The sequence below is a fragment of the Rhizobium sp. F40D2 genome (genome assembly GCF_051810745.2).
Taxonomy (GTDB): domain Bacteria; phylum Pseudomonadota; class Alphaproteobacteria; order Rhizobiales; family Rhizobiaceae; genus Rhizobium.
In genome coordinates this window covers 4407984-4432420 of sequence record NZ_CM131436.1, presented here as the reverse complement: position 1 = coordinate 4432420, position 24437 = coordinate 4407984, and the positions used below count along the sequence as shown (strand labels likewise).

Genomic DNA, 24437 nt, shown 5'->3' with positions numbered 1-24437 from the left:
CTGCAGGGAAGTTTCGCCGCATCTTGCGGTTATTCTCGTTTAAGCGAGGGAGGCGGCTCCCGGGAATTTGCCGCCGGCCATCGCATTTTGAGGGCGCTTTAGCCCATGAAGGAGACAGGCATGAACCAAGAGGTCATGAATCTTTTCAATCCGCAGGTGCCTGCACAGAATTTCGATTCCATTCGTATTTCGATCGCGTCTCCGGAGAAGATCCTCTCCTGGTCTTACGGTGAGATCAAGAAGCCGGAAACCATCAACTACCGCACGTTCAAGCCGGAACGCGACGGTCTGTTCTGCGCACGCATCTTCGGGCCGATCAAGGACTACGAATGCCTGTGCGGCAAGTACAAGCGTATGAAGTACAAGGGCATCATCTGCGAAAAGTGCGGCGTCGAAGTCACGCTGTCGCGTGTTCGCCGTGAGCGCATGGGCCATATCGAGCTCGCCGCTCCCGTTGCCCATATCTGGTTCCTGAAGTCGCTGCCGTCACGCATTTCGACGCTGCTCGACATGACGCTGAAGGATGTCGAGCGCGTCCTCTATTTCGAAAACTACATCGTCACCGAGCCTGGCCTGACTGCTCTGAAGGAGCACCAGCTCCTCTCGGAAGAAGAGTACATGCTGGCCGTTGACGAATACGGCGAAGACCAGTTCACCGCGATGATCGGCGCTGAGGCGATCTACGAGATGCTGGCCTCGATGAACCTCGAAAAGATCGCTGGCGACCTGCGCTCCGAGCTTGCCGACACCACGTCGGATCTCAAGCAGAAGAAGCTGATGAAGCGCCTGAAGATCGTCGAGAACTTCATGGAATCGGGCAACCGTCCGGAATGGATGATCATGAAGGTCGTTCCGGTCATCCCGCCGGATCTGCGTCCGCTGGTTCCGCTCGACGGCGGCCGTTTCGCGACGTCGGATCTGAACGATCTCTACCGCCGCGTCATCAACCGCAACAACCGTCTGAAGCGCCTCATTGAGCTTCGTGCGCCCGGCATCATCATCCGCAACGAAAAGCGCATGCTGCAGGAATCGGTTGACGCGCTGTTCGACAACGGCCGTCGCGGCCGCGTTATCACCGGCGCCAACAAGCGTCCGCTGAAGTCGCTGTCCGACATGCTGAAGGGCAAGCAGGGCCGCTTCCGCCAGAACCTGCTCGGCAAGCGCGTCGACTATTCCGGCCGTTCGGTCATCGTCACCGGTCCGGAGCTGAAGCTGCACCAGTGCGGCCTGCCGAAGAAGATGGCGCTCGAGCTCTTCAAGCCGTTCATCTACGCCCGCCTCGACGCCAAGGGTTACTCCTCGACCGTCAAGCAGGCCAAGAAGCTGGTCGAAAAGGAAAAGCCTGAAGTCTGGGATATCCTCGACGAGGTCATCCGCGAGCATCCGGTTCTCCTGAACCGCGCACCGACGCTGCACCGCCTGGGCATCCAGGCCTTCGAACCCACCCTGGTCGAAGGCAAGGCGATCCAACTGCATCCGCTCGTCTGCACGGCCTTCAACGCCGACTTCGACGGCGACCAGATGGCCGTTCACGTGCCGCTGTCGCTCGAAGCCCAGCTCGAAGCCCGCGTGCTGATGATGTCGACCAACAACATCCTGCATCCGGCCAACGGCGCGCCGATCATCGTTCCCTCGCAGGACATGGTTCTCGGCCTCTATTACCTGTCGATCCTGAACCAGAACGAACCGGGCGAAGGCATGGCCTTCTCCGATCTCGGCGAGCTGCATCATGCTCTTGAAAGCAAGGTCGTGACGTTGCACACCAAGATCCGCGGCCGTTTCAAGTCGGTCGACGAGGATGGCAAGCCCTACTCGAAGATCTATGAGACGACGCCTGGCCGTCTGCTCATCGGCGAACTGCTGCCGAAGAACGGCAAGGTGCCCTTCGACATCTGCAACCAGGAAATGACCAAGAAGAACATCTCCAAGATGATCGACACGGTCTACCGCCATTGCGGCCAGAAGGACACGGTCATCTTCTGCGACCGCATCATGCAGCTCGGCTTCTCCCATGCCTGCCGCGCCGGCATCTCGTTCGGCAAGGACGACATGGTCATTCCGGATGCCAAGGCCAAGATCGTTGCCGACACCGAAAGCCTGGTGAAGGAATACGAGCAGCAGTACAATGACGGCCTGATCACCCAGGGCGAAAAGTACAACAAGGTTGTCGACGCCTGGGGCAAGGCCACCGAAAAGGTCGCCGAAGAGATGATGGCCCGCATTAAGGCCGTCGAATTCGACGAGAACACCGGCCGTCAGAAGCCGATGAACTCGATCTACATGATGAGCCATTCCGGCGCCCGCGGTTCTCCGAACCAGATGCGTCAGTTGGGCGGCATGCGCGGCCTCATGGCCAAGCCGTCGGGTGAAATCATCGAGACGCCGATCATCTCGAACTTCAAGGAAGGCCTGACCGTCAACGAGTATTTCAACTCGACCCACGGCGCCCGCAAGGGTCTGGCAGACACCGCCTTGAAGACCGCCAACTCCGGTTACCTGACCCGCCGTCTCGTCGACGTCGCGCAGGATTGCATCGTCACGCACGTCGATTGCGGCACCGAAACCGGCCTCACCATGACCGCCATCGTCGATGCCGGTCAGGTCGTCGCCTCGCTCGGCGCCCGCATCCTCGGCCGCACGGCGCTCGACGATATCGATCACCCGGTCACGGGCGAGCGGATCGTCGATGCCGGCAAGATGATCCTCGAGCCCGATGTCATCGAGATCGAGAAGGCCGGTATCCAGTCGATCCGCATCCGCTCGGCGCTGACCTGCGAAATCCAGACGGGCGTCTGCTCGGTCTGCTACGGCCGCGACTTGGCCCGTGGTACGCCGGTCAACATGGGCGAAGCCGTCGGCGTCATCGCCGCTCAGTCGATCGGTGAACCGGGCACCCAGCTCACCATGCGTACCTTCCACCTTGGCGGTACGGCAACCGTGGTCGACCAGTCGTTCCTGGAAGCCTCTTACGAAGGTACGGTGCAGATCAAGAACCGTAACATCCTGCGCAACTCCGATGGCAACCTCGTTGCCATGGGCCGCAACATGACCGTCCAGATCCTGGACGAGCGTGGCGTGGAACGGTCTTCGCAGCGTGTGGCCTACGGTTCGAAGCTGCATGTCGACGAAGGCGACAAGGTCAAGCGCGGCCAGCGTCTGGCCGAGTGGGATCCTTACACCCGTCCGATGATGACCGAAGTGGCTGGTACCGTTCAGTTCGAAGACCTGGTCGATGGTCTCTCTGTTCTGGAAGCCACCGACGAATCCACCGGCATCACCAAGCGTCAGGTCATCGACTGGCGTTCGACCCCGCGCGGTTCGGACCTCAAGCCGGCGATCGTTATCAAGGATGCCAGCGGCAATGTCGCGAAGCTCTCGCGTGGCGGTGACGCCCGCTTCCTGCTCTCGGTCGACGCTATTCTGTCGGTCGAGCCGGGCACCAAGGTTTCCCAGGGTGACGTTCTCGCGCGTTCGCCGCTGGAAAGCGCCAAGACCAAGGACATCACCGGCGGTCTGCCGCGTGTTGCCGAGCTCTTCGAAGCCCGCCGTCCGAAGGACCACGCCATCATCGCAGAGATCGATGGTACGATCCGCCTCGGCCGCGACTACAAGAACAAGCGCCGCGTCATCATCGAGCCGGCGGAAGACGGTGTCGAGCCTGTCGAATACCTGATCCCGAAGGGTAAGCCCTTCCACCTTCAGGAAGGCGACTATATCGAAAAGGGTGACTACATCCTCGACGGTAACCCGGCTCCGCACGACATCCTGGCGATCAAGGGCGTCGAGGCTTTGGCCTCCTACCTCGTCAATGAGATCCAGGAAGTCTACCGCTTGCAGGGCGTTGTCATCAACGACAAGCACATCGAGGTGATTGTCCGTCAGATGCTGCAGAAGGTGGAGATCACCGATGCAGGCGACTCGACCTATATCGTCGGCGACAATGTCGACCGGATCGAGCTCGAAGACGTCAACGATCACCTGATCGAGCAGGGCAAGAAGCCGGCCTACGGCGATCCGGTTCTTCTCGGCATCACCAAGGCGTCGCTGCAGACCCCGTCCTTCATCTCGGCCGCATCCTTCCAGGAAACGACCAAGGTGCTGACGGAAGCTGCGATCGCCGGCAAGACCGACGGCCTGCAGGGTCTGAAGGAAAACGTCATCGTCGGCCGTCTCATCCCGGCCGGCACCGGCGGCACCATGACCCAGATCCGCCGTATCGCCACGTCGCGCGACGAGTTGATCCTCGAAGAGCGCCGCAAGGGCACGGGTGCTGCCGTTGCCACGCCGATGCTGCAGGACATGGCCGAAAAAGCTCCGGCTGCGGAATAATCCGCAGCCGAAGACCACCACTCAGGTGGCACGCGAATTGAAAAACCGCCCGGAGCGATCCGGGCGGTTTTCGTTTTTTACCTGCATTGGTCGGTTGGGGGAGGGAAGGTGCTGCTTCCGCTTGATGCTGCCTTTGCGACCCGCAGCGTCAGCGGCGGCTCGCTTCAGTTGAAGCGGATGATGGCGACCTCGCCGTCGACGGCACCCTGATAGGCAGAGGCGTGCGGCTCCTCGGCGGGCACCTCGGTCAGCATGCCGATCTGGTCGAGATCGGCCTCGATGAAGCCTTCCTCGGCAAGGGCGTTCAGGGCCTCGCGCACGGCTGTGTCGTCGTCGGGCGCCTTCAGCATGATGTGCAGGTCGATACCTTCGCTATCGTCGGACTCGTAGCCTTTGCCGATGATGATGAAGACCATCGGCCCGTCGAAATTATTGTCGTTATCAGGTGTCGTAATCATCGCCTGTCCTTCGGCTCTTTGACGATTCGGTCGCTCGAATCCTGCTGTGAGGGCCGCACGCCGCAATTGCTGATTCCTTAACTGCTTTTGCCGCGATGCCCAAGTTTTTATCTTGGTGCACGGCCGCCATTTCGTCTAGAAGGGTGAAATCAGGGCGTTAGGCCCAGAGATCAAGGCGATACGGCGAGTTTATTTCTTAACCGGCCTTGACGAGAGGGGTGGAAACCAGTAGTACCCCGCCCATCAGATCCCATGTGAGGCTTGGCTGTTCGGGGCGACGCGCCCTGAAGTTCACCTCAAACAAGGTTCTAAACGCACGTTGAAGTCATGATGCTGCACGCACGACGCATATTTTATGCGTCCTCTGCTCCTTGTGGTCCATCTGCGGAAGCGGATCGGGCCATATTTTGCGCATTGACGGAAAGCATGCGTCACTGCCGGAGACGGCGCGAGTTCAAGCCCGCAAGGGTACTGAGATAAAACGTAAGGGATGGTTGAATGCCTACCGTAAACCAGCTGATCCGCAAGCCTCGCCAGGCGAACGTAAAGCGTAACAAGGTTCCCGCACTCCAGGAGAACCCGCAGAAGCGCGGCGTTTGCACGCGCGTCTATACGACGACGCCGAAGAAGCCGAACTCGGCTCTGCGTAAGGTCGCAAAGATCCGCCTGACCAACGGCTTCGAAGTCATTGGTTACATCCCCGGCGAAGGTCACAACCTTCAGGAACACTCCGTCGTCATGATCCGTGGCGGCCGCGTCAAGGACCTTCCGGGTGTCCGTTATCACATCATCCGCGGCGTTCTCGATACCCAGGGTGTCAAGAACCGCAAGCAGCGCCGCTCCAAGTACGGTGCGAAGCGTCCGAAGTAATTCGGTTTTGAATAATCCGGCGCTGCGCGAGGTCCTCCGCGTGGTGAAGCGCCTTAACGGTTGAAGAGACGAGAATATGTCCAGACGTCATAAAGCAGAAAAGCGCGAGATCAATCCGGACCCGAAGTTCGGCGATCTCGTCGTCACCAAGTTCATGAATGCCATCATGCTCGACGGCAAGAAGTCCGTTGCTGAAAACATCGTTTACGGCGCATTCGACGTCGTCCAGGGCAAGTCCAAGCAGGAGCCGCTCACGGTTTTCCATTCTGCGCTCGACAATATTGCCCCGCACGTTGAAGTTCGCTCGCGCCGCGTCGGTGGTGCGACCTATCAGGTCCCGGTCGATGTTCGTCCGGAGCGCCGCCAGGCTCTCGCCATTCGCTGGCTGATCGCTGCTGCCCGCAAGCGCAATGAAACGACTATGGTTGACCGCCTTTCCGGCGAACTGCTCGATGCGTCCAACAACCGCGGCTCCGCCGTCAAGAAGCGCGAAGACACGCACAAGATGGCTGATGCCAACCGTGCATTCTCGCACTATCGCTGGTAATTCCGAACGGTATCGAAAGGCAGTCCACAATGGCTCGCGAATATAAAATCGAAGACTACCGCAATTTCGGTATCATGGCGCATATCGACGCCGGCAAGACCACGACCACCGAGCGTATTCTTTATTACACCGGCAAGTCGCACAAGATCGGCGAAGTCCACGACGGCGCAGCCACCATGGACTGGATGGAGCAGGAGCAGGAGCGTGGCATCACGATCACCTCCGCTGCTACCACGACCTTCTGGAAGGGCCGTGACGGCAAGATGCGCCGCTTCAACATCATCGACACTCCCGGCCACGTCGACTTCACCATCGAAGTCGAGCGTTCGCTGCGTGTTCTCGACGGCGCCATCGCGCTGCTCGATGCCAACGCCGGCGTCGAGCCGCAGACGGAAACCGTCTGGCGCCAGGCCGAGAAGTACAATGTCCCGCGGATGATCTTCTGCAACAAGATGGACAAGACCGGCGCCGACTTCTACCGCTCCGTCGAGATGATCAAGACCCGTCTCGGTGCAACGGCTGTCGTCATGCAGCTGCCGATCGGTGCTGAAACCGAATTCAAGGGCGTCATCGACCTGATCGAGATGAACGCTCTCATCTGGCGCGACGAATCGCTCGGCGCCCAGTGGGATGTCGTCGAGATCCCCGAGGACATGAAGGCCAAGGCCGAAGAATATCGCGAAAAGCTGATTGAGACGGTCGTCGACATCGACGAAGCCGCGATGGAAGCCTATCTCGAAGGCATTCTGCCCGACAACGACAAGATCCGCGAACTCGTTCGCCGCGGCACGATCGACGTCAAGTTCCACCCGATGTTCTGCGGTACCGCCTTCAAGAACAAGGGCGTGCAGCCGCTGCTCGACGCCGTCGTCGACTATCTGCCGTCGCCGATGGACATCCCGGCCATCAAGGGCATCGACTTCAAGACGGAAGCCGACATCGAGCGTCATGCCGATGACAGCGAGCCGCTCTCCATGCTGGCCTTCAAGATCATGAACGACCCCTTCGTCGGTTCGCTGACCTTCGCCCGCATCTACTCCGGCAAGCTCGAAAAGGGCGCGTCGGTCATGAACACGGTCAAGGACAAGCGCGAGCGCGTCGGCCGCATGCTGCAGATGCACTCCAACTCGCGTGAAGACATCGAAGAAGCCTTTGCAGGCGACATCGTTGCTCTCGCCGGCCTCAAGGAAACCACGACGGGTGATACGCTCTGCGATCCGCTGAAGCCGGTTATCCTCGAGCGCATGGAATTCCCCGAGCCGGTCATCCAGATCGCCATCGAGCCGAAGACCAAGGGCGACCAGGAAAAGATGGGCCTCGCGCTCAACCGCCTGGCTGCAGAAGATCCGTCTTTCCGCGTCAAGACCGACCAGGAATCCGGCCAGACCATCATTGCCGGCATGGGCGAACTGCATCTCGACATCATCGTCGACCGCATGCGTCGTGAATTCAAGGTTGAAGCAACTGTCGGCGCGCCGCAGGTTGCCTACCGCGAAACCATCACGCGCCAGCACGAAGAAGACTACACGCACAAGAAGCAGTCCGGTGGTACCGGCCAGTTCGCGCGCGTCAAGATCGTTTTCGAACCGAACCCGGAAGGCGACGACTTCAAGTTCGAATCCAAGATCGTCGGCGGTTCCGTTCCGAAGGAATACATCCCCGGCGTCCAGAAGGGCATCGAAAGCGTCCTGTCTTCGGGTCCGCTCGCAGGCTTCCCGATGCTCGGCGTCAAGGCGACCCTCATCGACGGCGCCTTCCACGACGTCGACTCGTCGGTTCTCGCCTTCGAAATCGCATCACGTGCCTGCTTCCGTGAAGCAGCCAAGAAGGCCGGCGCTCAGCTGCTCGAGCCGATGATGAAGGTCGAAGTCGTCACCCCGGAAGATTATGTCGGCGACGTCATCGGCGACCTGAACTCCCGTCGCGGCCAGATCCAGGGCCAGGAGAGCCGTGGTATCGCCGTCGTCATCAACGCGAACGTCCCGCTCGCGAACATGTTCAAGTACGTCGACAACCTGCGCTCCATGTCCCAGGGCCGCGCTCAGTACACGATGACCTTCGATCACTATTCGCCGGTCCCGTCGAACGTCGCAACCGAAATCCAGGCAAAGTATTCCGGTCAGAAGTGACCGGAATACCAATTGACCGATAACAAGAATTAGATCCCCTCGGGGACTAGCAAAACGGAGAGCCGAAAATGGCAAAGAGTAAGTTTGAGCGCAACAAGCCGCACGTCAACATTGGCACGATCGGCCACGTTGACCACGGCAAGACGTCTCTGACGGCAGCGATCACGAAGTACTTCGGTGAGTTCAAGGCGTACGACCAGATCGACGCTGCTCCGGAAGAAAAGGCCCGCGGCATCACCATTTCGACGGCGCACGTCGAATATGAGACGCCGGCCCGCCACTACGCCCACGTCGACTGCCCCGGCCACGCCGACTACGTCAAGAACATGATCACCGGTGCTGCCCAGATGGACGGCGCGATCCTGGTGTGCTCGGCCGCTGACGGCCCGATGCCGCAGACGCGCGAACACATCCTGCTCGCCCGCCAGGTCGGCGTTCCGGCGATCGTTGTGTTCCTGAACAAGGTCGACCAGGTTGACGACGCCGAGCTTCTCGAACTGGTCGAGCTCGAAGTTCGCGAACTTCTGTCGTCCTACGACTTCCCGGGCGACGATATCCCGGTCGTCAAGGGTTCGGCGCTGGCTGCTCTTGAAGATTCTGACAAGAAGATCGGCGAAGATGCGATCCGCGAGCTGATGGCTGCGGTTGACGCCTACATCCCGACGCCTGAGCGTCCGATCGACCAGCCGTTCCTGATGCCGATCGAAGACGTGTTCTCGATCTCCGGCCGCGGCACGGTTGTGACCGGCCGCGTCGAGCGTGGCATTGTCAAGGTTGGCGAAGAAGTCGAGATCGTCGGCATCCGCGCGACCTCGAAGACGACGGTGACCGGCGTTGAAATGTTCCGCAAGCTGCTCGATCAGGGCCAGGCTGGCGACAACATCGGCGCACTGGTTCGCGGTGTGAACCGTGACGGCGTCGAGCGTGGCCAGATCCTGTGCAAGCCGGGCTCTGTCAAGCCGCACAAGAAGTTCATGGCGGAAGCCTACATCCTGACGAAGGAAGAGGGTGGCCGTCATACGCCGTTCTTCACCAACTACCGTCCGCAGTTCTACTTCCGCACGACCGACGTTACCGGCATCGTGACGCTGCCTGAGGGCACCGAGATGGTCATGCCGGGCGACAACGTCACGGTTGCCGTCGAGCTGATCGTTCCGATCGCGATGGAAGAAAAGCTGCGCTTCGCAATCCGCGAAGGCGGCCGCACCGTCGGCGCCGGTATCGTCGCTTCGATCGTCGAGTAATTAGCGGCTGGGCCACCAGGCCCAAGGAAAGGATAGGGACGCCGATCTCGGTGTCCCTCTCGATCTTTGAAACCGGTGGCCCGCTAACGTAACTGAAGGTAAGTCGTGTCCCTGAATGGTGACACGCGGATAACAGACACAAGGATAAAGTCGAATGAACGGCCAGAATATCCGCATCCGCCTGAAGGCGTTCGATCACCGGATTCTCGATGCCTCCACGCGCGAGATCGTATCGACGGCTAAGCGCACCGGTGCAAGCGTCCGGGGCCCCGTTCCGCTTCCGACCCGCATCGAGAAGTTTACGGTCAACCGGTCCCCGCACATCGACAAGAAGAGCCGTGAACAGTTCGAGATGCGCACGCACAAGCGCCTTCTCGATATCGTTGACCCGACCCCGCAGACGGTAGACGCGCTGATGAAGCTCGATCTCGCCGCCGGTGTCGATGTTGAGATCAAGCTCTGAGACCTCGGGTCTTCGGGCTGAGTGAGAAGGATTGAACCGATGCGTTCAGGTGTGATTGCACAGAAGGTGGGAATGACCCGCGTCTATAACGACGCCGGTGAGCATGTCCCGGTAACGGTACTGCGTATGGACGGCTGCCAGGTCGTCGCCACGCGCACTGTCGAAAAGAATGGCTATACCGCAGTTCAGCTCGGTGCCGGCCAGGCGAAGGTGAAGAACACCTCCAAGGCGATGCGCGGCAACTTTGCCGTTGCCAACGTCGAGCCGAAGGCCAAGGTTGCTGAATTCCGCGTGTCGGAAGACCAGCTGCTTGAGATCGGCACGGAGATCAAGGCAGGTCACTTCGCAGCCGGTCAGCTCGTCGACGTGACGGGCACGACGATCGGTAAGGGTTTTGCCGGCGCCATGAAGCGCCACGGTTTCGGCGGTCTTCGCGCCACGCACGGTGTCTCGGTTTCGCACCGCTCGCACGGTTCGACCGGCTCGCGCCAGGATCCGGGCAAGGTTTTCAAGAACAAGAAGATGGCTGGTCACATGGGCCAGACGCGCGTCACGACGCAGAACCTGGAAGTGGTTTCGACCGACGAAGATCGTGGTCTGATCCTGATCAAGGGTGCTGTTCCCGGTTCCAAGGGTGCCTGGATCATCGTGCGCGACGCCGTCAAGTCGGCCGCGAAGTAAGGGAGCCAGATCAATGGAATTCAACGTCAAAACCCTCGAGGGAAAAGACGCCGGGAAGGTTTCCCTTTCGGACGCGATTTTCGGCCTCGAGCCCCGCGAAGACATTCTCGCCCGCGTCATCCGCTGGCAGCTTGCCAAGAAGCAGCAGGGCACCCACAAGGCAAAGGGCCGCGCTGAAGTTTCGCGCACCGGCGCCAAGATGTACAAGCAGAAGGGTACGGGCCGCGCTCGCCACCATTCGGCTCGCGCTCCGCAGTTCCGCGGCGGCGGCAAGGCTCACGGCCCGGTCGTCCGCAGCCACGAGCATGACCTTCCGAAGAAGGTTCGTGCACTTGGCCTGCGCCTCGCTCTTTCGGCCAAGATCAAGGCCGATGACGTCATCGTCATCGACAACCTGGTTGCCGCTGAAGCCAAGACCAAGGCTCTCGCGTCCGTATTCGAGACGCTCGGCCTGACCAACGCCCTCTTCATCGGCGGCGCAGAACTTGACGGCAACTTCAAGCTCGCAGCACAGAACATCCCGAACATCGATGTTCTGCCGATCCAGGGCATCAACGTTTATGACATCGTGCGCCGCGGCAAGCTCGTGCTTTCCAAGGCTGCGGTTGAAGCGCTAGAGGAGCGATTCAAGTGACCGATCTTCGCCACTACGATGTGATCGTCTCTCCGGCGATCACCGAAAAGTCCACGCTGGTATCCGAAAACAACCAGGTTGTTTTCAATGTCGCCAAGCAGGCGACGAAGCCGGAAATCAAGGCTGCTGTCGAGGCGCTGTTCGGCGTCAAGGTTACGGCCGTCAACACTCTGCTGCGCAAGGGCAAGACCAAGCGGTTCCGCGGTTTCGTCGGCAAGCAGAAGGACGTGAAGAAGGCTGTTGTGACCCTGGCTGAAGGCCAGACGATCGACGTCTCCACCGGTCTCTGAGGTATAAGAAAATGGCATTGAAAACATTCAATCCGATCACCCCGAGCCAGCGCCAGCTGGTCATCGTCGACCGTTCGGCCCTCTACAAGGGCAAGCCGGTCAAGGCGCTGACGGAAGGCCTGACCAAGAGCGGCGGTCGTAACAACCTCGGTCGCATCACCGCCCGCTTCATCGGCGGCGGTCACAAGCGTACCTATCGCCTGATCGACTTCAAGCGTCGCAAGTTCGACGTCGAAGGCACGGTCGAGCGTATCGAATACGATCCGAACCGCACGGCGTTCATCGCGCTGGTCAACTATGCTGACGGCGAAAAGGCTTATATCCTGGCTCCTCAGCGTCTCGCTGCCGGTGACAAGGTCATCGCTTCCGAGAAGGCCGTCGACGTCAAGCCCGGCAACACCATGCCGCTGCAGTTCATCCCGGTCGGCTCCATCATCCACAACGTGGAAATGAAGCCGGGCAAGGGCGGTCAGATCGCTCGTTCCGCCGGTGGCTACGCACAGCTCGTCGGCCGTGACCAGGGCATGGCGATCCTTCGCCTGAACTCGGGTGAACAGCGTCTCGTGCATGGCTCCTGCCTTGCTTCGATCGGCGCCGTCTCCAACCCCGACCACGCCAACATCAACGACGGCAAGGCCGGTCGTACCGTTTGGCGCGGAAAGCGTCCGCATAACCGCGGTGTCGTCATGAACCCGGTCGACCATCCGCACGGCGGTGGTGAAGGCCGCACCTCCGGTGGTCGCCATCCGGTGACACCATGGGGCAAGCCGACAAAGGGCAAGCGCACCCGGTCGAACAAGTCGACCGACAAGATGATCATGCGCTCGCGTCATCAGCGTAAGAAGTAAGAGAGGAAGTCTCCAATGGCTCGTTCAGTATGGAAAGGTCCGTTCGTTGACGGCTATCTTCTCAAGAAGGCTGAGAAGGTTCGTGAAGGCGGACGTGCAGAAGTGATCAAGATCTGGAGCCGTCGCTCCACGATCCTGCCGCAGTTCGTCGGTCTTACCTTCGGCGTCTACAACGGCAGCAAGCATATCCCGGTCAGCGTCAATGAAGACATGGTCGGCCACAAATTCGGTGAATTCTCTCCGACCCGCACCTACTACGGTCACGGCGCGGACAAGAAGGCGAAGAGGAAGTAACAATGGGCAAGGCAAAAGCCGAACGCCGGCTGAAGGACAACGAGGCGCAAGCAGTCGCCCGCACGCTCCGCGTCAGCCCCCAGAAGCTCAATCTGGTTGCTGCGGCTATCCGTGGCAAGAAGGTCGAGCGCGCACTCGCTGAGCTGGAGTTCTCCCGCAAGCGTATCGCAGGTGCCGTCAAGAAGACGCTCGAATCTGCGATCGCCAACGCTGAGAACAACCACGATCTCGACGTCGACGCTCTTGTCGTCGCCGAGGCCTATGTCGGCAAGTCGATCGTCATGAAGCGTTTCCACGCTCGTGGTCGCGGTCGCGCGTCGCGCATCGAAAAGCCTTTCGCGCACCTGACGATCGTCGTTCGTGAAGTGCAGGCAGTTGAGGAGGCCGCATAATGGGTCAGAAAATCAATCCAATCGGTTTCCGTCTTGGCATCAACCGTACCTGGGATAGCCGCTGGTTCGCGGACAATGCTGAGTACGGCCAGCTGCTGCACGAAGACCTGAAGATGCGCAAGTTCGTCATGAGCGAACTCAAGCAGGCCGGGATCTCCAAGGTGGTCATCGAGCGTCCGCACAAGAAGTGCCGCGTCACGATCCACTCGGCACGTCCGGGCCTGATCATCGGCCGCAAGGGCGCCGACATCGACAAGCTCCGCAAGAAGCTGTCGGATATGACCAACTCGGAAACGCACCTCAACATCGTCGAAGTGCGCAAGCCCGAAGTCGACGCAACGCTGGTCGCTCAGTCGATCGCCCAGCAGCTCGAGCGCCGCGTGGCTTTCCGCCGCGCCATGAAGCGCGCCGTTCAGTCCGCGATGCGTCTTGGCGCCGAAGGCATCAAGATCACCTGCGCCGGCCGTCTCGGTGGCGCTGAAATCGCCCGTACGGAATGGTACCGCGAAGGTCGTGTGCCGCTGCACACGCTGCGCGCCGACATCGACTACGGCACGGCTGAAGCAGAAACCGCGTTCGGCATCTGCGGCATCAAGGTCTGGATCTTCAAGGGCGAAATCCTTGAGCACGATCCGATGGCTTCCGAGCGCCGTGCGATGGAAGGTGACGCCCAGGGTCCGGCAAGCCGTGATCGTGACCGCGACAGAGACCGTCGCCGCGACAACGCTTGATAGCGCGCGTGGCAGAGAAGTTCGGAGAATAAGAAAATGTTGCAGCCAAAGCGTACCAAGTACCGCAAGCAGTTCAAGGGCCGCATCAAGGGCGTCGCCAAGGGCGGTTCTGACCTGGCATTCGGCGAATTCGGCCTGAAGGCTCAGGAACCCAACCGCGTCAACGCGCGCGAGATCGAGGCGGCCCGCCGCGCGATCACGCGTTATATGAAGCGCGCCGGCCGTGTATGGATCCGCGTGTTCCCGGACGTTCCGGTAACCAAAAAGCCGACCGAAGTCCGCATGGGTAAGGGTAAGGGCTCCGTTGAATACTGGGCGTGCAAGGTCAAGCCCGGCCGTATGATGTTCGAGATCGACGGTGTCAGCGAAGAAATCGCCCGTGAGGCGCTTCGTCTCGGCTCTGCCAAGCTCTCGGTCAAGACGCGCTTCGTTCAGCGCATTGCAGAGTAAGGGATTGAGCTCATGAAAGCCTCAGATGTTCGCGGGTTCACCGCCGACCAACTCAAGGACGAGCTTGCCAAGCTGAAGAAGGAGCAGTTCAACCTGCGCTTCCAGAAGGCGACCGGCCAGCTCGAAAAGTCCTCGCGCATCAACGAAGTCCGCAAGGACATCGCCCGCGTGAAAACCATTGCCCGCCAGAAGGCGGCAGAAGTTAAGGCCTAAAGGAAGAAAAATATGCCGAAGCGCATCCTGCAGGGCGTCGTCGTTGGCGACAAGAACGAGAAGACGGTAGTGGTTCGCGTCGAGCGTCGTTTCGCTCACCCGCTGCTCCAGAAGACCGTTCGTCGTTCCAAGAAGTACAAGGCCCACGACGAGAACAACCAGTACAAGATTGGCGATACCGTATCCATCGAGGAATGCGCGCCGATCTCCAAGGACAAGCGCTGGACGGTGATTTCCGCCCAGGGCCAGTAACAGAATTTTGTGCGAGGCCTTGCGTCTCGCCGAAATATCTGTATGAAGCAGCGTCAGAACGCTCGAATGCCGGGCGTTCTTTTGCTTTGAGCGCACGGAAGGTCCCGTTCGGGAAACCACCCTGGCACGATCGATCCCGCGCTATTCAGCTATTGCCGCGTCTGTGCTGCCGTTACGGCAGTTCGGCCGGCGAAAATTTTCATAAGCCGGAGTAGGGGGCTAGCCCAACCATTCCGGTAAACCAAGAAGGCGACCTGATATGATTCAGATGCAAACAAACCTCGACGTCGCGGATAATTCCGGCGCACGTCGTGTCATGTGCATCAAGGTGCTGGGCGGCTCGAAGCGCAAGTATGCCTCGATCGGCGACGTCATCGTCGTTTCGATCAAGGAAGCGATCCCGCGCGGCCGCGTGAAGAAGGGTGACGTGATGAAGGCGGTTGTCGTTCGCACCGCCAAGGACATCCGCCGTCCGGATGGCTCCGTCATCCGTTTCGACACCAACGCAGCAGTCCTCATCGACAACAAGAAAGAGCCGATCGGCACCCGTATCTTCGGACCGGTTCCGCGCGAACTTCGCGCCAAGAACCACATGAAGATCATCTCGCTGGCTCCCGAAGTACTGTAAGGAGCAAAGCGATGCAGAAGATTCGTAAGGGCGACAAGGTCGTCATGCTCGCTGGCAAGGACAAGGGCCGTACCGGCGAAGTTGTCCAGGTCATGCCGAAGGAAGATCGTGCCGTTGTTCGTGGCGTCAACGTCGTCAAGCGCCACCAGCGCCAGACGCAGACCCAGGAAGCCGGCATCATCAACAAGGAAGCCTCCGTTCACCTGTCGAACGTTGCAATCGTCGACAAGGACGGCAAGCCGACCCGCGTCGGTTTCAAGGTTGTTGACGGCAAAAAGGTCCGTGTGGCCAAGCGTTCTGGAGAAGTGATCGATGGCTGAGGCAAAATACGAGCCGCGGCTCAAGAAGGAATATGTCGAGCGCATCCGCAAGGCGATGCAGGAGCAGTTCTCCTACGCCAACGAGATGATGATCCCGAAGCTCGACAAGATCGTGATCAACATGGGTGTCGGCGAAGCAACCGCTGACTCGAAGAAGCCGACGGTAGCTGCCGCCGACCTCGCAGCGATCGCCGGCCAGAAGCCGGTCATCACCCGCGCCCGCAACTCCATCGCAGGCTTCAAGGTCCGCGAACAGATGCCGATCGGCGCGAAGGTCACCCTGCGCGGCGCCCGCATGTACGAGTTCCTGGATCGCCTGGTCAACATCGCGCTTCCGCGCGTTCGCGACTTCCGCGGCCTGAACCCGAAAAGCTTTGACGGCCGTGGCAACTTCGCCATGGGCATCAAGGAGCACATTGTGTTCCCTGAGATCAACTACGACAAGGTTGATCAGATGTGGGGCATGGACATCATCGTTTGCACGACGGCGACGACCGACGACGAAGCACGGGCTCTTCTGAAAGAGTTCAGCTTCCCGTTCCGTCAATAACCGTAACGACGAGCGTAGAAAAGGAACCTGACATGGCGAAGACAAGCGCAGTTGAAAAGAACAAGCGCCGCCGTACTACGGTCGCCAACCAGGCCGCTAAGCGGGCTGCGTTGAAGGCGATCATCATGAACCAGGCTCTTCCGATCGAAGAGCGGTTCAAGGCCTCGATCAAGCTGGCATCCCTGCCGCGTGATGGATCGAAGACCCGTATTCGCAACCGTTGCGAAGTTTCGGGGCGTCCGCGCGCATATTACCGCAAACTGCGCATGTCGCGTATTGCGCTGCGTGAACTGGGCAATCTCGGCAAGGTGCCGGGCATCGTCAAGTCGAGCTGGTAAGGAGCAGGTTACATGACAATGACTGATCCGTTGGGCGATATGCTCACCCGTATCCGTAACGGCGCTTCCCGCCGCAAGTCGTCGGTTTCGACGCCTGCGTCCAAGCTCCGTGCACGTGTTCTCGATGTCCTGCAGTCCGAAGGCTACATCCGTGGCTATTCCGTTGTCGATTTCGGCAATGGCAAGTCGGAACTCAGCATCGAGCTGAAATATTATGAAGGCGCATCGGTGATCCGTGAGATCGGCCGTGTGTCCAAGCCGGGCCGCCGGGTTTATGTCTCGGTCAAGTCCATTCCGCAGGTCGCGAACGGCCTCGGCATCACCATCCTTTCGACTCCGAAGGGTGTGATGGCCGATCACCAGGCTCGCGAACAGAACGTTGGCGGCGAGGTTCTTTGCTCGGTCTTCTAAGATCGGGCAGGGATCTCCATAGCGAACAGACAGGATTGAAACATGTCTCGTATCGGTAAAAAGCCCGTTCAGGTGCCTGCTGGGATCACGGCTACGGTCGATGGCCAGAAGGTCACTGCAAAGGGCCCGAAGGGCGAGCTGTTTTTCGTTGCTAACGACGAAATCAGCCTCAAGCTCGAAAACAACACGGTCGTCGTGACGCCCGTGAACCAGACCAAGGATGCACGTTCGAAGTGGGGCATGTCCCGCACGATGATCGAAGGCATCTTCAAGGGCGTCAAGGACGGCTTCGAGCGCAAGCTCGAAATCAACGGCGTCGGTTACCGCGCCTCCCTGCAGGGCAAGAACCTGCAGCTGGCCCTCGGCTTCAGCCACGACGTGATCTATGAGCCGCCGGTCGGCATCACGATCGCCGTTCCGAAGCCGACTGAAATTGTTGTCTCCGGCATCAATAAGCAGCAGGTCGGTCAGGTCGCCGCCGAAATCCGCGAATATCGCGGTCCTGAGCCCTACAAGGGCAAGGGCGTCAAGTACGCTGACGAGCGGATCGTCCGCAAAGAAGGCAAGAAGAAGTAAGGATCACGCGAAATGGCTAGCAGGAAAGAAGCACTTGCACGTCGTGCCAACCGCGTGCGCCGTCATCTCAAGTCGGTGGCCAACGGCCGTCCGCGCCTGTCGGTTCATCGCTCCTCGAAGAACATCTACGCTCAGGTTATCGACGATGTTGCCGGCAAGACACTTGCCGCTGCATCGACCCTCGATAAGGATCTGCGCGGTTCTCTGAAGACCGGTGCTGACACCGCAGCAGCTGCCCTCGTCGGCAAGCTCGTTGCAGAGCGCGCTTCGAAGGCGGGTGTCACCGACGTCGTATTCGACCGTGGCGCCTTCATCTATCACGGCCGCATCAAGGCTCTCGCCGATGCAGCCCGCGAAGGCGGTCTCACCTTCTGATCAGTTTCCGGCCGGACGCTTTGGCGCCGGCCGGATTTTCGCCGGACCGCAGGCACTCTCCGAAAGGGGAGGCTGATGCGGTCCACATGTATTTGCCGATTGCACCCGGAAAAGAAAAAGGAAGAGGACAATGGCACAGGAAAGAAGGCCGCAGCGGGAAGACCGCCAGAGCCGTGAAGAGCGCGATAGCGAATTCGTCGACAAGCTGGTCGCGATCAACCGCGTCGCCAAGGTCGTCAAGGGCGGCCGTCGTTTCGGTTTCGCAGCACTCGTCGTCGTCGGCGACCAGAAGGGCCGCGTCGGCTTCGGCCATGGCAAGGCACGCGAAGTGCCGGAAGCCATCCGCAAGGCAACCGAAGCCGCCAAGCGCGAACTGATCTTCGTACCGCTGCGTGACGGCCGTACGCTGCACCACGACGTTCACGGCCGCCACGGCGCCGGCAAGGTTCTGCTGCGCTCGGCCAAGGTCGGTACCGGCATCATCGCCGGCGGTCCGATGCGCGCCGTATTCGAAACGCTCGGCATGCACGACGTCGTCGCCAAGTCGACTGGTTCGTCGAACCCCTACAACATGGTTCGCGCCACCTTCGACGCTCTGAAGCACCAGGTTCACCCGAAGGACATCGCAGCTCAGCGCGGCATCAAGTATGCAACGCTGCAGGCTCGTCGTAGCGCCTCCGGCAACGCCTCTGAAGAATAAGAGGAGTTTGATAGATGGCCAAAGCTACCAAGAAGGCTGAAGCGAAGACTGTCACGATCGAACAGATCGGCAGCCCGATCTGCCGTCCGGATGTTCAGCAGCGCACGCTGATCGGTCTCGGACTGAACAAGATGCACCGTCGCCGCACGCTGGAGGATACTCCTTCGGTTCGTGGCATGATCCGTGCTGTCCAGCATCTCGTTCGCGTCGTCGACGAGAAGTGAGACGGAGGAAACGCTCATGAAACTCAATGAAATTAAAGACAACGAAGGCTCGACCCACAGCCGCAAGCGCCTCGGCCGCGGTATCGGCTCGGGCTCCGGCAAGACCGGTGGTCGCGGTGTGAAGGGTCAGAAGTCCCGTTCGGGCGTCGCCATCAACGGCTTCGAAGGCGGCCAGATGCCGATCTATCGTCGCCTGCCGAAGCGCGGCTTCAATAACATTTTCGCTTCCGATTTTGTTGTTGTGTCGTTGGCTCGCATCCAGGCGGCGATCGACGCCGGCAAGCTCGATGCCAAGGCGACCGTTGACGCAGCTGCCCTCAAGGCCGCCGGCGTGATCCGCCGCACCAAGGACGGCGTTCGCGTTCTCGCCGACGGCGAGCTGAAGGCCAAGATCACTATCGTCGTTGCCGGCGCCTCCAAGCCTGCCGTCGAGAAGATCGAAAAGGCCGGCGGCACCGTGACGCTGCTTTCGGCTCCGGCTGCAGCCGAATAATAATCTGATGATATATCGCCCGGGGTGCTTCACACCGGGCGATTTTGCTCCCATATGTGGGCCTCACAAAATGTTGGCTGGCGCGCCCGCGTCATGCCGGTAAGACTGGAAAACAAGGGTGAGGCATGGGGTTGCGCTGCAATCCGTACTGAACCCGGTTTTGAATAATTTCATACTGATTCCGGGGCCGGCCTATCCCCCAGAGACGCCGGAATTGGTAGCGCGGAGAAACGCATGGCTTCTGCAGCGGAACAATTGGCATCCAACCTCAATTTTTCGACCTTTGCCAAAGCCGAGGATTTGAAGAAGCGCCTGTGGTTCACACTGGCAGCTCTCCTCGTTTACAGGCTCGGTACCCATATTCCGCTTCCGGGCCTCAATCCCGAAGCCTATGCCCAGGCTTTCCGCGGCCAGGCAGGCGGCATTCTCGGCCTTTTCAACATGTTTTCGGGCGGCGCCGTTCAGCGCATGGCGATCTTCGCGCTCGGCATCATGCCCTATATCTCTGCTTCGATCATCGTGCAGCTCATGACATCGGTCGTGCCGGCGCTCGAAAACCTCAAGAAGGAGGGCGAGCAGGGCCGTAAGATCATCAACCAGTATACCCGTTATGGTACGGTCATCCTCGGTGCGCTCCAGGCCTACGGCATTGCCGCCGGTCTCGAGAGCGGCCAGGGCCTCGTTGTCGATCCGGGCTTGTTCTTCCGTGTTTCCACCGTTCTGACGCTGCTCGGCGGCACGATGTTCCTGATGTGGCTCGGCGAGCAGATCACCTCGCGTGGTATCGGCAACGGCATCTCGCTGATCATCTTCGCCGGCATCGCCGCCGGTCTTCCGACCGCCCTTGCCGGCACGCTCGAGCTTGGCCGCACCGGTGCGCTGTCGACCTTCCTCATTCTGCTGGTCATCATCGTCGCGATCGGCGTCATCGGGGTCATCGTCTTCGTCGAGCGCGCGCAGCGCCGGCTTTTGATCCAGTATCCGAAGCGCCAGGTCGGCAACCGGATGTTCCAGGGCGATACCTCGCATCTGCCGCTGAAGCTCAACACCTCGGGCGTCATCCCGGCGATCTTCGCCTCGTCGCTGCTGCTGCTGCCGGCAACGCTTGCAGGCTTTGCCAACACCACGGCAATGCCCTCCTGGGCGACATCGATCGTCGCGGCCCTCGGCCATGGCCAGCCGCTCTACATGGTGCTCTATGCGGCGCTGATCGCCTTCTTCGCCTTCTTCTATACGGCCATCGTCTTCAATCCGAAGGACACGGCCGACAATCTGAAGAAGCATGGCGGCTTCATTCCCGGCATCCGCCCGGGTGAGCGCACCGCCGAATATATCGACTACGTGCTGACCCGAATCACGGTGATCGGCGCAATCTATCTCGTCTTCGTCTGCATCCTTCCGGAGATCTTGGTGTCGCAAACCGGCATCCCATTATCCCTTGGTGGGACTTCGCTTTTGATCGTGGTTAGCGTAACTCTTGATACGGTTGCACAGATCCAGGGTCACCTGATCGCGCAGCAATATGAAGGCCTGATCAAGAAATCGAAGTTGCGTGGAGGAAAGAGGGGGCGATGAGACTTATCCTTTTAGGGCCGCCGGGTGCGGGTAAGGGAACCCAGGCCCAGCGGATCGTGGAAAAGCACGGCATTCCGCAGCTTTCCACGGGGGACATGCTGCGCGCAGCGGTAAACGCCGGCACCGATGTCGGCAAGCGCGCCAAGGCGGTGATGGATGCCGGCAAACTTGTCTCGGATGAGATCGTTATCGCCATCGTCTCCGAGCGAATCGATCAGCCGGATTGCGCCAACGGCTTCATTCTCGACGGTTTCCCGAGGACGCTCGTCCAGGCGGATGCCACCGAAGCGATGCTGAGAGCGAAGGGTCTTGGCCTCTCCGTCGTCATCGAATTCCGTGTCGACGATGACGAACTGGTCCGCCGCGTCGCCGGCCGCTACTCCTGCGCCCAGTGCGGCAGCGTCTATCACGATACCGATAAGGTTCCGGCCGCCGAAGGCGTCTGCGACAAGTGCGGTTCCACGCACTTCAAGCGCCGTCCCGACGACAATCCGGAGACCATGACGGCTCGGCTGCAGGTCTATTACAAGGAAACCTCGCCGCTGATCGGCTATTACCATGCCAAGGGCAAACTCAGGTCCGTGGACGGCATGGCGGAAATCGATCAGGTGACGGCCGAGGTCGAAAACATTCTTTCCAAGCTTTAAGGCTTTGAAAATAAACTTGGCGGAACGGTTGCTTTTCAGCAGTGATTCCGCTAAACACCGCGCCAACTCGCGACATTCCAAGCGATCGGCGCGGATTTCCCAGGGAAGTCCGGGTGCGGTCGTTTTGACATGTTACGGACGTAAATCTGAACGAGCGGTTCCAAAGGCCGCATAACGAAGCCCACTTGCCGGATGGCAACTGGAATGCAAGGAGAACAGGCGTGGCACGTATCGCTGGCGTCAACATCCCGACTGCGAAGCGCGTTGTTATCGCGTTGACCTACATTCACGGGATCGGTCCGAAATTCGCACAGGAAATCGTCGAGAAGGTCGGTATCCCGGCTGAACGTCGTGTGCATCAGCTGACGGACGCCGAAGTCCTTCAGATCCGCGAAGCCATCGACCGCGACTATCAGGTCGAAGGCGATCTTCGTCGCGATACCGCGATGAACATCAAGCGCCTGATGGACCTCGGCTGCTACCGCGGCCTGCGTCATCGCCGCGGCCTTCCGGTCCGCGGTCAGCGCACGCATACCAATGCCCGCACCCGCAAGGGCCCGGCAAAGGCAATCGCTGGCAAGAAGAAGTAATTTCCGGGAAACCGGGGTGGGGAGGCTGGCGGTCTGCGCCGGCCTCTTTTGAGTTTGGAGCGGGACCATATAGGCGCCGTTCCGGTGTAGCCGCTGGCATTACGGCGGTGAAGAGATCAACGAAAGGAATACCATGGCTAAGGAAGCCGTCCGCGTTCGCCGTCGTGAACGCAAGAACATCTCGTCGGGTGTCGCTCACGTCAACTCGACCTTCAACAACACGATGATCACCATCACCGATGCCCAGGGCAATGCGATCGCTTGGTCGTCGGCTGGCGCCAAGGGCTTCAAGGGCTCGCGCAAGTCGACCCCGTTCGCTGCCCAGATCGCTGCTGAAGACTGCGCCAAGAAGGCCCAGGAGCACGGCATGAAGTCGCTGGAAGTCGAAGTCTGCGGTCCGGGTTCGGGTCGTGAATCGGCTCTGCGCGCGCTCCAGGCTGCAGGTTTCATGATCACGTCCATCCGCGACGTGACCCCGATCCCGCACAATGGCTGCCGCCCGCGCAAGAAGCGCCGCGTCTGATCATCGCTCTCGTCACTGGTGAGCGCCTTGGCGCTCCCGGTGGTTTTCAAGCTCGGTTGCCACGATTGGATGGTGGCAACGAACGGAAGGCAAACTCATGATTCAGAAGAACTGGCAGGAACTGATCAAGCCGAACAAGGTGGAGTTCTCCTCGAGCTCGCGCACCAGGGCGACGCTTGTTGCCGAACCGCTGGAGCGCGGCTTCGGCCTCACCCTCGGCAATGCGCTTCGCCGCGTTCTGCTCTCCTCGCTGCGCGGCGCTGCCGTCACGGCGGTGCAGATCGATGGCGTGCTGCATGAATTCTCCTCGATTCCGGGCGTCCGCGAAGACGTCACGGACATCGTGCTCAACATCAAGGAAATCGCCATCAAGATGGATGGCGACGACGCAAAGCGCATGGTCGTGCGCAAGCAGGGCCCGGGTGTTGTCACGGCTGGCGACATCCAGACGGTCGGCGATATCGAAATCCTCAACCCCGAGCATGTCATCTGCACGCTCGACGAGGGCGCCGAAATCCGCATGGAGTTCACCGTCAACAACGGCAAGGGCTACGTTCCGGCTGAGCGCAATCGTGCGGAAGATGCTCCGATCGGTCTCATCCCGGTCGACAGCCTCTATTCGCCGGTCAAGAAGGTGTCCTACAAGGTTGAGAATACCCGCGAAGGACAGGTTCTCGACTACGACAAGCTGAACATGACCATCGAAACCGATGGCTCGATCACCGGCGAAGACGCCGTCGCTTTTGCGGCGCGCATTCTCCAGGATCAGCTTGGCGTCTTCGTCAACTTCGACGAGCCGCAGAAGGAAACCGAAGAGGAAGCAGTCACCGAACTGGCTTTCAACCCGGCTCTCCTCAAGAAGGTGGACGAACTCGAACTGTCGGTCCGTTCGGCAAACTGCCTGAAGAACGACAACATCGTCTACATCGGCGACCTCATTCAGAAGACCGAAGCAGAAATGCTCCGCACACCGAATTTTGGTCGCAAGTCGCTGAACGAAATCAAGGAAGTTCTCGCTTCCATGGGCCTGCACCTCGGCATGGAAGTGCCGGCATGGCCGCCCGAGAACATCGAAGATCTCGCCAAGCGTTACGAAGACCAGTATTGAGAAAACAAAAGGCAGGCTCTTTCGGCTGCCTTTCCCCGTCAAACAGCAGGCCGATCGCCTGCATGTGCCAGGAAACGGCAGGCCCACGTAACGTAAGGGCACCTGCATCAAAGGAGAATAGCAATGCGCCATGGTAAAGCCGGCCGCAAGCTGAATAGAACTGCAAGCCACCGCAAGGCGATGTTCGCCAACATGGCGGCTTCGCTGATTACCCACGAGCAGATCGTCACGACCCTGCCGAAGGCCAAGGAAATCCGTCCGATCGTCGAGAAGCTTGTCACGCTCGGCAAGCGCGGCGACTTGCATGCTCGCCGTCAGGCGATCTCGCAGATCCGGGATGCCGCCGTCGTCTCGAAGCTGTTCGACACGATCGCAACGCGTTACGCCACCCGCAACGGTGGCTACCTGCGCATCATGAAGGCCGGCTTCCGCCAGGGCGACAATGCCGCCATGGCCGTTGTCGAATTCGTTGACCGCGACACCTTCGCCAAGGGCGCAGCCGATAAGGCCCGCGTCGCTGCCGAAGAGCAGGCCGTCGCCACTTAATCTTCCGC

33 protein-coding genes are annotated in these 24437 nt (G+C 60.0%); 32 read left to right on the top strand and 1 reads right to left on the bottom strand.

All coding sequences use genetic code 11. The features are described from left to right. Nucleotides 1-120: 120 nt before the first annotated feature. Complete coding sequence (rpoC, locus tag ACS4RS_RS21650; RefSeq protein WP_097630069.1) at nucleotides 121-4329, top strand: DNA-directed RNA polymerase subunit beta'; 4209 nt, start codon at nucleotides 121-123, stop codon at nucleotides 4327-4329. 164 nt (nucleotides 4330-4493) lie between these two features. On the opposite strand, the gene ACS4RS_RS21645 is transcribed toward rpoC, so the two are convergent. Further along, the gene (locus ACS4RS_RS21645; RefSeq protein WP_003587200.1) at nucleotides 4494-4787 is read right to left on the bottom strand and encodes a hypothetical protein; all 294 of its coding nucleotides are present in this window, start codon (nucleotides 4785-4787) and stop codon (nucleotides 4494-4496) included. A gap of 498 nt (nucleotides 4788-5285) precedes the next feature. On the opposite strand from ACS4RS_RS21645, the gene rpsL reads away from it, so the two are divergent. From rpsL to rplQ, 31 genes are all read left to right on the top strand, one after another. Continuing rightward, nucleotides 5286-5657, top strand: coding sequence for a 30S ribosomal protein S12 (gene rpsL / locus ACS4RS_RS21640; RefSeq protein WP_003547537.1), 372 nt, complete (start codon nucleotides 5286-5288; stop codon nucleotides 5655-5657). Between the two features lie 76 nt (nucleotides 5658-5733). Continuing rightward, nucleotides 5734-6204, top strand: a complete 471-nt coding sequence (gene rpsG, locus ACS4RS_RS21635) for a 30S ribosomal protein S7 (protein WP_003578662.1) — start codon at nucleotides 5734-5736, stop codon at nucleotides 6202-6204. Between the two features lie 29 nt (nucleotides 6205-6233). Beyond that, entirely contained in the window at nucleotides 6234-8333 is a 2100-nt protein-coding gene (fusA, locus tag ACS4RS_RS21630) for an elongation factor G (protein ID WP_439009329.1), read from the top strand. A 68-nt stretch (nucleotides 8334-8401) separates the two neighbouring features. Next, a complete protein-coding gene (gene tuf, locus ACS4RS_RS21625) occupies nucleotides 8402-9577 on the top strand; it encodes an elongation factor Tu (protein ID WP_003573803.1) in 1176 nt (391 codons plus the stop codon). A 154-nt stretch (nucleotides 9578-9731) separates the two neighbouring features. Next, nucleotides 9732-10040 carry a 30S ribosomal protein S10 gene (gene rpsJ, locus ACS4RS_RS21620; RefSeq protein WP_003547547.1) on the top strand — a complete coding sequence of 103 codons (309 nt, stop codon included), beginning with the start codon at nucleotides 9732-9734 and terminating at the stop codon, nucleotides 10038-10040. Nucleotides 10041-10079: 39 nt separating this feature from the next. After that, nucleotides 10080-10721: a 50S ribosomal protein L3 gene (rplC, locus tag ACS4RS_RS21615; RefSeq protein WP_003587198.1), complete on the top strand. Its 642-nt coding sequence runs from the start codon at nucleotides 10080-10082 to the stop codon at nucleotides 10719-10721. Between the two features lie 13 nt (nucleotides 10722-10734). After that, nucleotides 10735-11355 (top strand): 50S ribosomal protein L4, encoded by a 621-nt coding sequence (gene rplD / locus ACS4RS_RS21610; protein ID WP_003587197.1) that lies wholly within the window; start codon nucleotides 10735-10737, stop codon nucleotides 11353-11355. Then, complete coding sequence (locus ACS4RS_RS21605) at nucleotides 11352-11645, top strand: 50S ribosomal protein L23 (RefSeq protein WP_003547550.1); 294 nt, start codon at nucleotides 11352-11354, stop codon at nucleotides 11643-11645. Before rplD ends, ACS4RS_RS21605 begins: the two co-directional genes overlap by 4 nt. An 11-nt stretch (nucleotides 11646-11656) precedes the next feature. Continuing rightward, nucleotides 11657-12493 carry a 50S ribosomal protein L2 gene (rplB, locus tag ACS4RS_RS21600; RefSeq protein WP_003547551.1) on the top strand — a complete coding sequence of 279 codons (837 nt, stop codon included), beginning with the start codon at nucleotides 11657-11659 and terminating at the stop codon, nucleotides 12491-12493. Nucleotides 12494-12508: 15 nt separating this feature from the next. After that, on the top strand, nucleotides 12509-12787 hold the full coding sequence (gene rpsS / locus ACS4RS_RS21595) for a 30S ribosomal protein S19 (protein WP_003573797.1): 279 nt from the start codon (nucleotides 12509-12511) through the stop codon (nucleotides 12785-12787). A gap of 2 nt (nucleotides 12788-12789) precedes the next feature. Continuing rightward, complete coding sequence (rplV, locus tag ACS4RS_RS21590) at nucleotides 12790-13179, top strand: 50S ribosomal protein L22 (RefSeq protein ID WP_003573794.1); 390 nt, start codon at nucleotides 12790-12792, stop codon at nucleotides 13177-13179. Continuing rightward, on the top strand, nucleotides 13179-13910 hold the full coding sequence (gene rpsC / locus ACS4RS_RS21585; protein WP_003587196.1) for a 30S ribosomal protein S3: 732 nt from the start codon (nucleotides 13179-13181) through the stop codon (nucleotides 13908-13910). Before rplV ends, rpsC begins: the two co-directional genes overlap by 1 nt. Before the next feature lie 36 nt (nucleotides 13911-13946). Then, on the top strand, nucleotides 13947-14360 hold the full coding sequence (rplP, locus tag ACS4RS_RS21580) for a 50S ribosomal protein L16 (protein ID WP_003547555.1): 414 nt from the start codon (nucleotides 13947-13949) through the stop codon (nucleotides 14358-14360). Between the two features lie 12 nt (nucleotides 14361-14372). After that, nucleotides 14373-14573: a 50S ribosomal protein L29 gene (gene rpmC, locus ACS4RS_RS21575; RefSeq protein ID WP_003547556.1), complete on the top strand. Its 201-nt coding sequence runs from the start codon at nucleotides 14373-14375 to the stop codon at nucleotides 14571-14573. A 12-nt stretch (nucleotides 14574-14585) separates the two neighbouring features. Continuing rightward, on the top strand, nucleotides 14586-14825 hold the full coding sequence (gene rpsQ, locus ACS4RS_RS21570) for a 30S ribosomal protein S17 (RefSeq protein ID WP_003573791.1): 240 nt from the start codon (nucleotides 14586-14588) through the stop codon (nucleotides 14823-14825). A 259-nt stretch (nucleotides 14826-15084) separates the two neighbouring features. After that, nucleotides 15085-15453: a 50S ribosomal protein L14 gene (gene rplN, locus ACS4RS_RS21565; RefSeq protein WP_003573790.1), complete on the top strand. Its 369-nt coding sequence runs from the start codon at nucleotides 15085-15087 to the stop codon at nucleotides 15451-15453. Between the two features lie 11 nt (nucleotides 15454-15464). Further along, a complete protein-coding gene (gene rplX, locus ACS4RS_RS21560) occupies nucleotides 15465-15773 on the top strand; it encodes a 50S ribosomal protein L24 (protein WP_003587195.1) in 309 nt (102 codons plus the stop codon). Then, nucleotides 15766-16323, top strand: coding sequence for a 50S ribosomal protein L5 (gene rplE / locus ACS4RS_RS21555; protein ID WP_003573788.1), 558 nt, complete (start codon nucleotides 15766-15768; stop codon nucleotides 16321-16323). The genes rplX and rplE overlap by 8 nt, the downstream gene beginning before the upstream one ends. Before the next feature lie 32 nt (nucleotides 16324-16355). After that, on the top strand, nucleotides 16356-16661 hold the full coding sequence (rpsN, locus tag ACS4RS_RS21550; RefSeq protein ID WP_003573787.1) for a 30S ribosomal protein S14: 306 nt from the start codon (nucleotides 16356-16358) through the stop codon (nucleotides 16659-16661). A gap of 12 nt (nucleotides 16662-16673) precedes the next feature. After that, nucleotides 16674-17072 carry a 30S ribosomal protein S8 gene (gene rpsH / locus ACS4RS_RS21545; RefSeq protein ID WP_003547562.1) on the top strand — a complete coding sequence of 133 codons (399 nt, stop codon included), beginning with the start codon at nucleotides 16674-16676 and terminating at the stop codon, nucleotides 17070-17072. A 42-nt stretch (nucleotides 17073-17114) separates the two neighbouring features. Next, nucleotides 17115-17648, top strand: a complete 534-nt coding sequence (gene rplF, locus ACS4RS_RS21540) for a 50S ribosomal protein L6 (protein ID WP_184693307.1) — start codon at nucleotides 17115-17117, stop codon at nucleotides 17646-17648. A 12-nt stretch (nucleotides 17649-17660) separates the two neighbouring features. Next, nucleotides 17661-18023: a 50S ribosomal protein L18 gene (rplR, locus tag ACS4RS_RS21535; protein WP_003578671.1), complete on the top strand. Its 363-nt coding sequence runs from the start codon at nucleotides 17661-17663 to the stop codon at nucleotides 18021-18023. 130 nt (nucleotides 18024-18153) lie between these two features. Beyond that, nucleotides 18154-18723 (top strand): 30S ribosomal protein S5, encoded by a 570-nt coding sequence (gene rpsE, locus ACS4RS_RS21530; protein WP_003573784.1) that lies wholly within the window; start codon nucleotides 18154-18156, stop codon nucleotides 18721-18723. Between the two features lie 14 nt (nucleotides 18724-18737). Next, nucleotides 18738-18947 (top strand): 50S ribosomal protein L30, encoded by a 210-nt coding sequence (gene rpmD, locus ACS4RS_RS21525; protein WP_336069840.1) that lies wholly within the window; start codon nucleotides 18738-18740, stop codon nucleotides 18945-18947. A gap of 16 nt (nucleotides 18948-18963) precedes the next feature. Continuing rightward, on the top strand, nucleotides 18964-19440 hold the full coding sequence (gene rplO, locus ACS4RS_RS21520) for a 50S ribosomal protein L15 (protein WP_012557366.1): 477 nt from the start codon (nucleotides 18964-18966) through the stop codon (nucleotides 19438-19440). A 234-nt stretch (nucleotides 19441-19674) separates the two neighbouring features. Continuing rightward, complete coding sequence (gene secY / locus ACS4RS_RS21515) at nucleotides 19675-21015, top strand: preprotein translocase subunit SecY (protein WP_012557367.1); 1341 nt, start codon at nucleotides 19675-19677, stop codon at nucleotides 21013-21015. Then, the gene (locus tag ACS4RS_RS21510; RefSeq protein WP_003587191.1) at nucleotides 21012-21662 is read left to right on the top strand and encodes an adenylate kinase; all 651 of its coding nucleotides are present in this window, start codon (nucleotides 21012-21014) and stop codon (nucleotides 21660-21662) included. Before secY ends, ACS4RS_RS21510 begins: the two co-directional genes overlap by 4 nt. A gap of 221 nt (nucleotides 21663-21883) precedes the next feature. Then, nucleotides 21884-22252 (top strand): 30S ribosomal protein S13, encoded by a 369-nt coding sequence (gene rpsM / locus ACS4RS_RS21505; RefSeq protein WP_003573772.1) that lies wholly within the window; start codon nucleotides 21884-21886, stop codon nucleotides 22250-22252. Between the two features lie 133 nt (nucleotides 22253-22385). Next, the gene (rpsK, locus tag ACS4RS_RS21500) at nucleotides 22386-22775 is read left to right on the top strand and encodes a 30S ribosomal protein S11 (protein ID WP_003547577.1); all 390 of its coding nucleotides are present in this window, start codon (nucleotides 22386-22388) and stop codon (nucleotides 22773-22775) included. Nucleotides 22776-22872: 97 nt separating this feature from the next. Next, nucleotides 22873-23883: a DNA-directed RNA polymerase subunit alpha gene (locus ACS4RS_RS21495; RefSeq protein WP_003547579.1), complete on the top strand. Its 1011-nt coding sequence runs from the start codon at nucleotides 22873-22875 to the stop codon at nucleotides 23881-23883. A gap of 123 nt (nucleotides 23884-24006) precedes the next feature. After that, nucleotides 24007-24429, top strand: coding sequence for a 50S ribosomal protein L17 (gene rplQ, locus ACS4RS_RS21490; RefSeq protein ID WP_439009330.1), 423 nt, complete (start codon nucleotides 24007-24009; stop codon nucleotides 24427-24429). Nucleotides 24430-24437: the final 8 nt, after the last annotated feature.

Bases quoted from the DNA above. Each gene is read 5' to 3' on its own strand.
- rplN (WP_003573790.1), top strand. From the start codon at position 15,085: ATGATTCAGATGCAAACAAACCTCGACGTCGCGGATAATTCCGGCGCA.
- rplX (WP_003587195.1), top strand. From the start codon at position 15,465: ATGCAGAAGATTCGTAAGGGCGACAAGGTCGTCATGCTCGCTGGCAAG.
- rpsG (WP_003578662.1), top strand. From the start codon at position 5,734: ATGTCCAGACGTCATAAAGCAGAAAAGCGCGAGATCAATCCGGACCCG.
- rpsS (WP_003573797.1), top strand. From the start codon at position 12,509: ATGGCTCGTTCAGTATGGAAAGGTCCGTTCGTTGACGGCTATCTTCTC.
- rpsN (WP_003573787.1), top strand. From the start codon at position 16,356: ATGGCGAAGACAAGCGCAGTTGAAAAGAACAAGCGCCGCCGTACTACG.
- rplE (WP_003573788.1), top strand. From the start codon at position 15,766: ATGGCTGAGGCAAAATACGAGCCGCGGCTCAAGAAGGAATATGTCGAG.
- rpsE (WP_003573784.1), top strand. From the start codon at position 18,154: ATGGCACAGGAAAGAAGGCCGCAGCGGGAAGACCGCCAGAGCCGTGAA.
- rpsH (WP_003547562.1), top strand. From the start codon at position 16,674: ATGACAATGACTGATCCGTTGGGCGATATGCTCACCCGTATCCGTAAC.
- rpsQ (WP_003573791.1), top strand. From the start codon at position 14,586: ATGCCGAAGCGCATCCTGCAGGGCGTCGTCGTTGGCGACAAGAACGAG.
- rplP (WP_003547555.1), top strand. From the start codon at position 13,947: ATGTTGCAGCCAAAGCGTACCAAGTACCGCAAGCAGTTCAAGGGCCGC.
- ACS4RS_RS21495 (WP_003547579.1), top strand. From the start codon at position 22,873: ATGATTCAGAAGAACTGGCAGGAACTGATCAAGCCGAACAAGGTGGAG.
- rpsL (WP_003547537.1), top strand. From the start codon at position 5,286: ATGCCTACCGTAAACCAGCTGATCCGCAAGCCTCGCCAGGCGAACGTA.
- rplQ (WP_439009330.1), top strand. From the start codon at position 24,007: ATGCGCCATGGTAAAGCCGGCCGCAAGCTGAATAGAACTGCAAGCCAC.
- rpsK (WP_003547577.1), top strand. From the start codon at position 22,386: ATGGCTAAGGAAGCCGTCCGCGTTCGCCGTCGTGAACGCAAGAACATC.
- rplF (WP_184693307.1), top strand. From the start codon at position 17,115: ATGTCTCGTATCGGTAAAAAGCCCGTTCAGGTGCCTGCTGGGATCACG.
- fusA (WP_439009329.1), top strand. From the start codon at position 6,234: ATGGCTCGCGAATATAAAATCGAAGACTACCGCAATTTCGGTATCATG.
- rplO (WP_012557366.1), top strand. From the start codon at position 18,964: ATGAAACTCAATGAAATTAAAGACAACGAAGGCTCGACCCACAGCCGC.
- rpoC (WP_097630069.1), top strand. From the start codon at position 121: ATGAACCAAGAGGTCATGAATCTTTTCAATCCGCAGGTGCCTGCACAG.
- rplR (WP_003578671.1), top strand. From the start codon at position 17,661: ATGGCTAGCAGGAAAGAAGCACTTGCACGTCGTGCCAACCGCGTGCGC.
- secY (WP_012557367.1), top strand. From the start codon at position 19,675: ATGGCTTCTGCAGCGGAACAATTGGCATCCAACCTCAATTTTTCGACC.
- ACS4RS_RS21645 (WP_003587200.1), bottom strand. From the start codon at position 4,787: ATGATTACGACACCTGATAACGACAATAATTTCGACGGGCCGATGGTC.
- rpsJ (WP_003547547.1), top strand. From the start codon at position 9,732: ATGAACGGCCAGAATATCCGCATCCGCCTGAAGGCGTTCGATCACCGG.
- rpmD (WP_336069840.1), top strand. From the start codon at position 18,738: ATGGCCAAAGCTACCAAGAAGGCTGAAGCGAAGACTGTCACGATCGAA.
- rpsC (WP_003587196.1), top strand. From the start codon at position 13,179: ATGGGTCAGAAAATCAATCCAATCGGTTTCCGTCTTGGCATCAACCGT.
- ACS4RS_RS21510 (WP_003587191.1), top strand. From the start codon at position 21,012: ATGAGACTTATCCTTTTAGGGCCGCCGGGTGCGGGTAAGGGAACCCAG.
- rplV (WP_003573794.1), top strand. From the start codon at position 12,790: ATGGGCAAGGCAAAAGCCGAACGCCGGCTGAAGGACAACGAGGCGCAA.
- tuf (WP_003573803.1), top strand. From the start codon at position 8,402: ATGGCAAAGAGTAAGTTTGAGCGCAACAAGCCGCACGTCAACATTGGC.
- rplD (WP_003587197.1), top strand. From the start codon at position 10,735: ATGGAATTCAACGTCAAAACCCTCGAGGGAAAAGACGCCGGGAAGGTT.
- rplB (WP_003547551.1), top strand. From the start codon at position 11,657: ATGGCATTGAAAACATTCAATCCGATCACCCCGAGCCAGCGCCAGCTG.
- rplC (WP_003587198.1), top strand. From the start codon at position 10,080: ATGCGTTCAGGTGTGATTGCACAGAAGGTGGGAATGACCCGCGTCTAT.
- rpmC (WP_003547556.1), top strand. From the start codon at position 14,373: ATGAAAGCCTCAGATGTTCGCGGGTTCACCGCCGACCAACTCAAGGAC.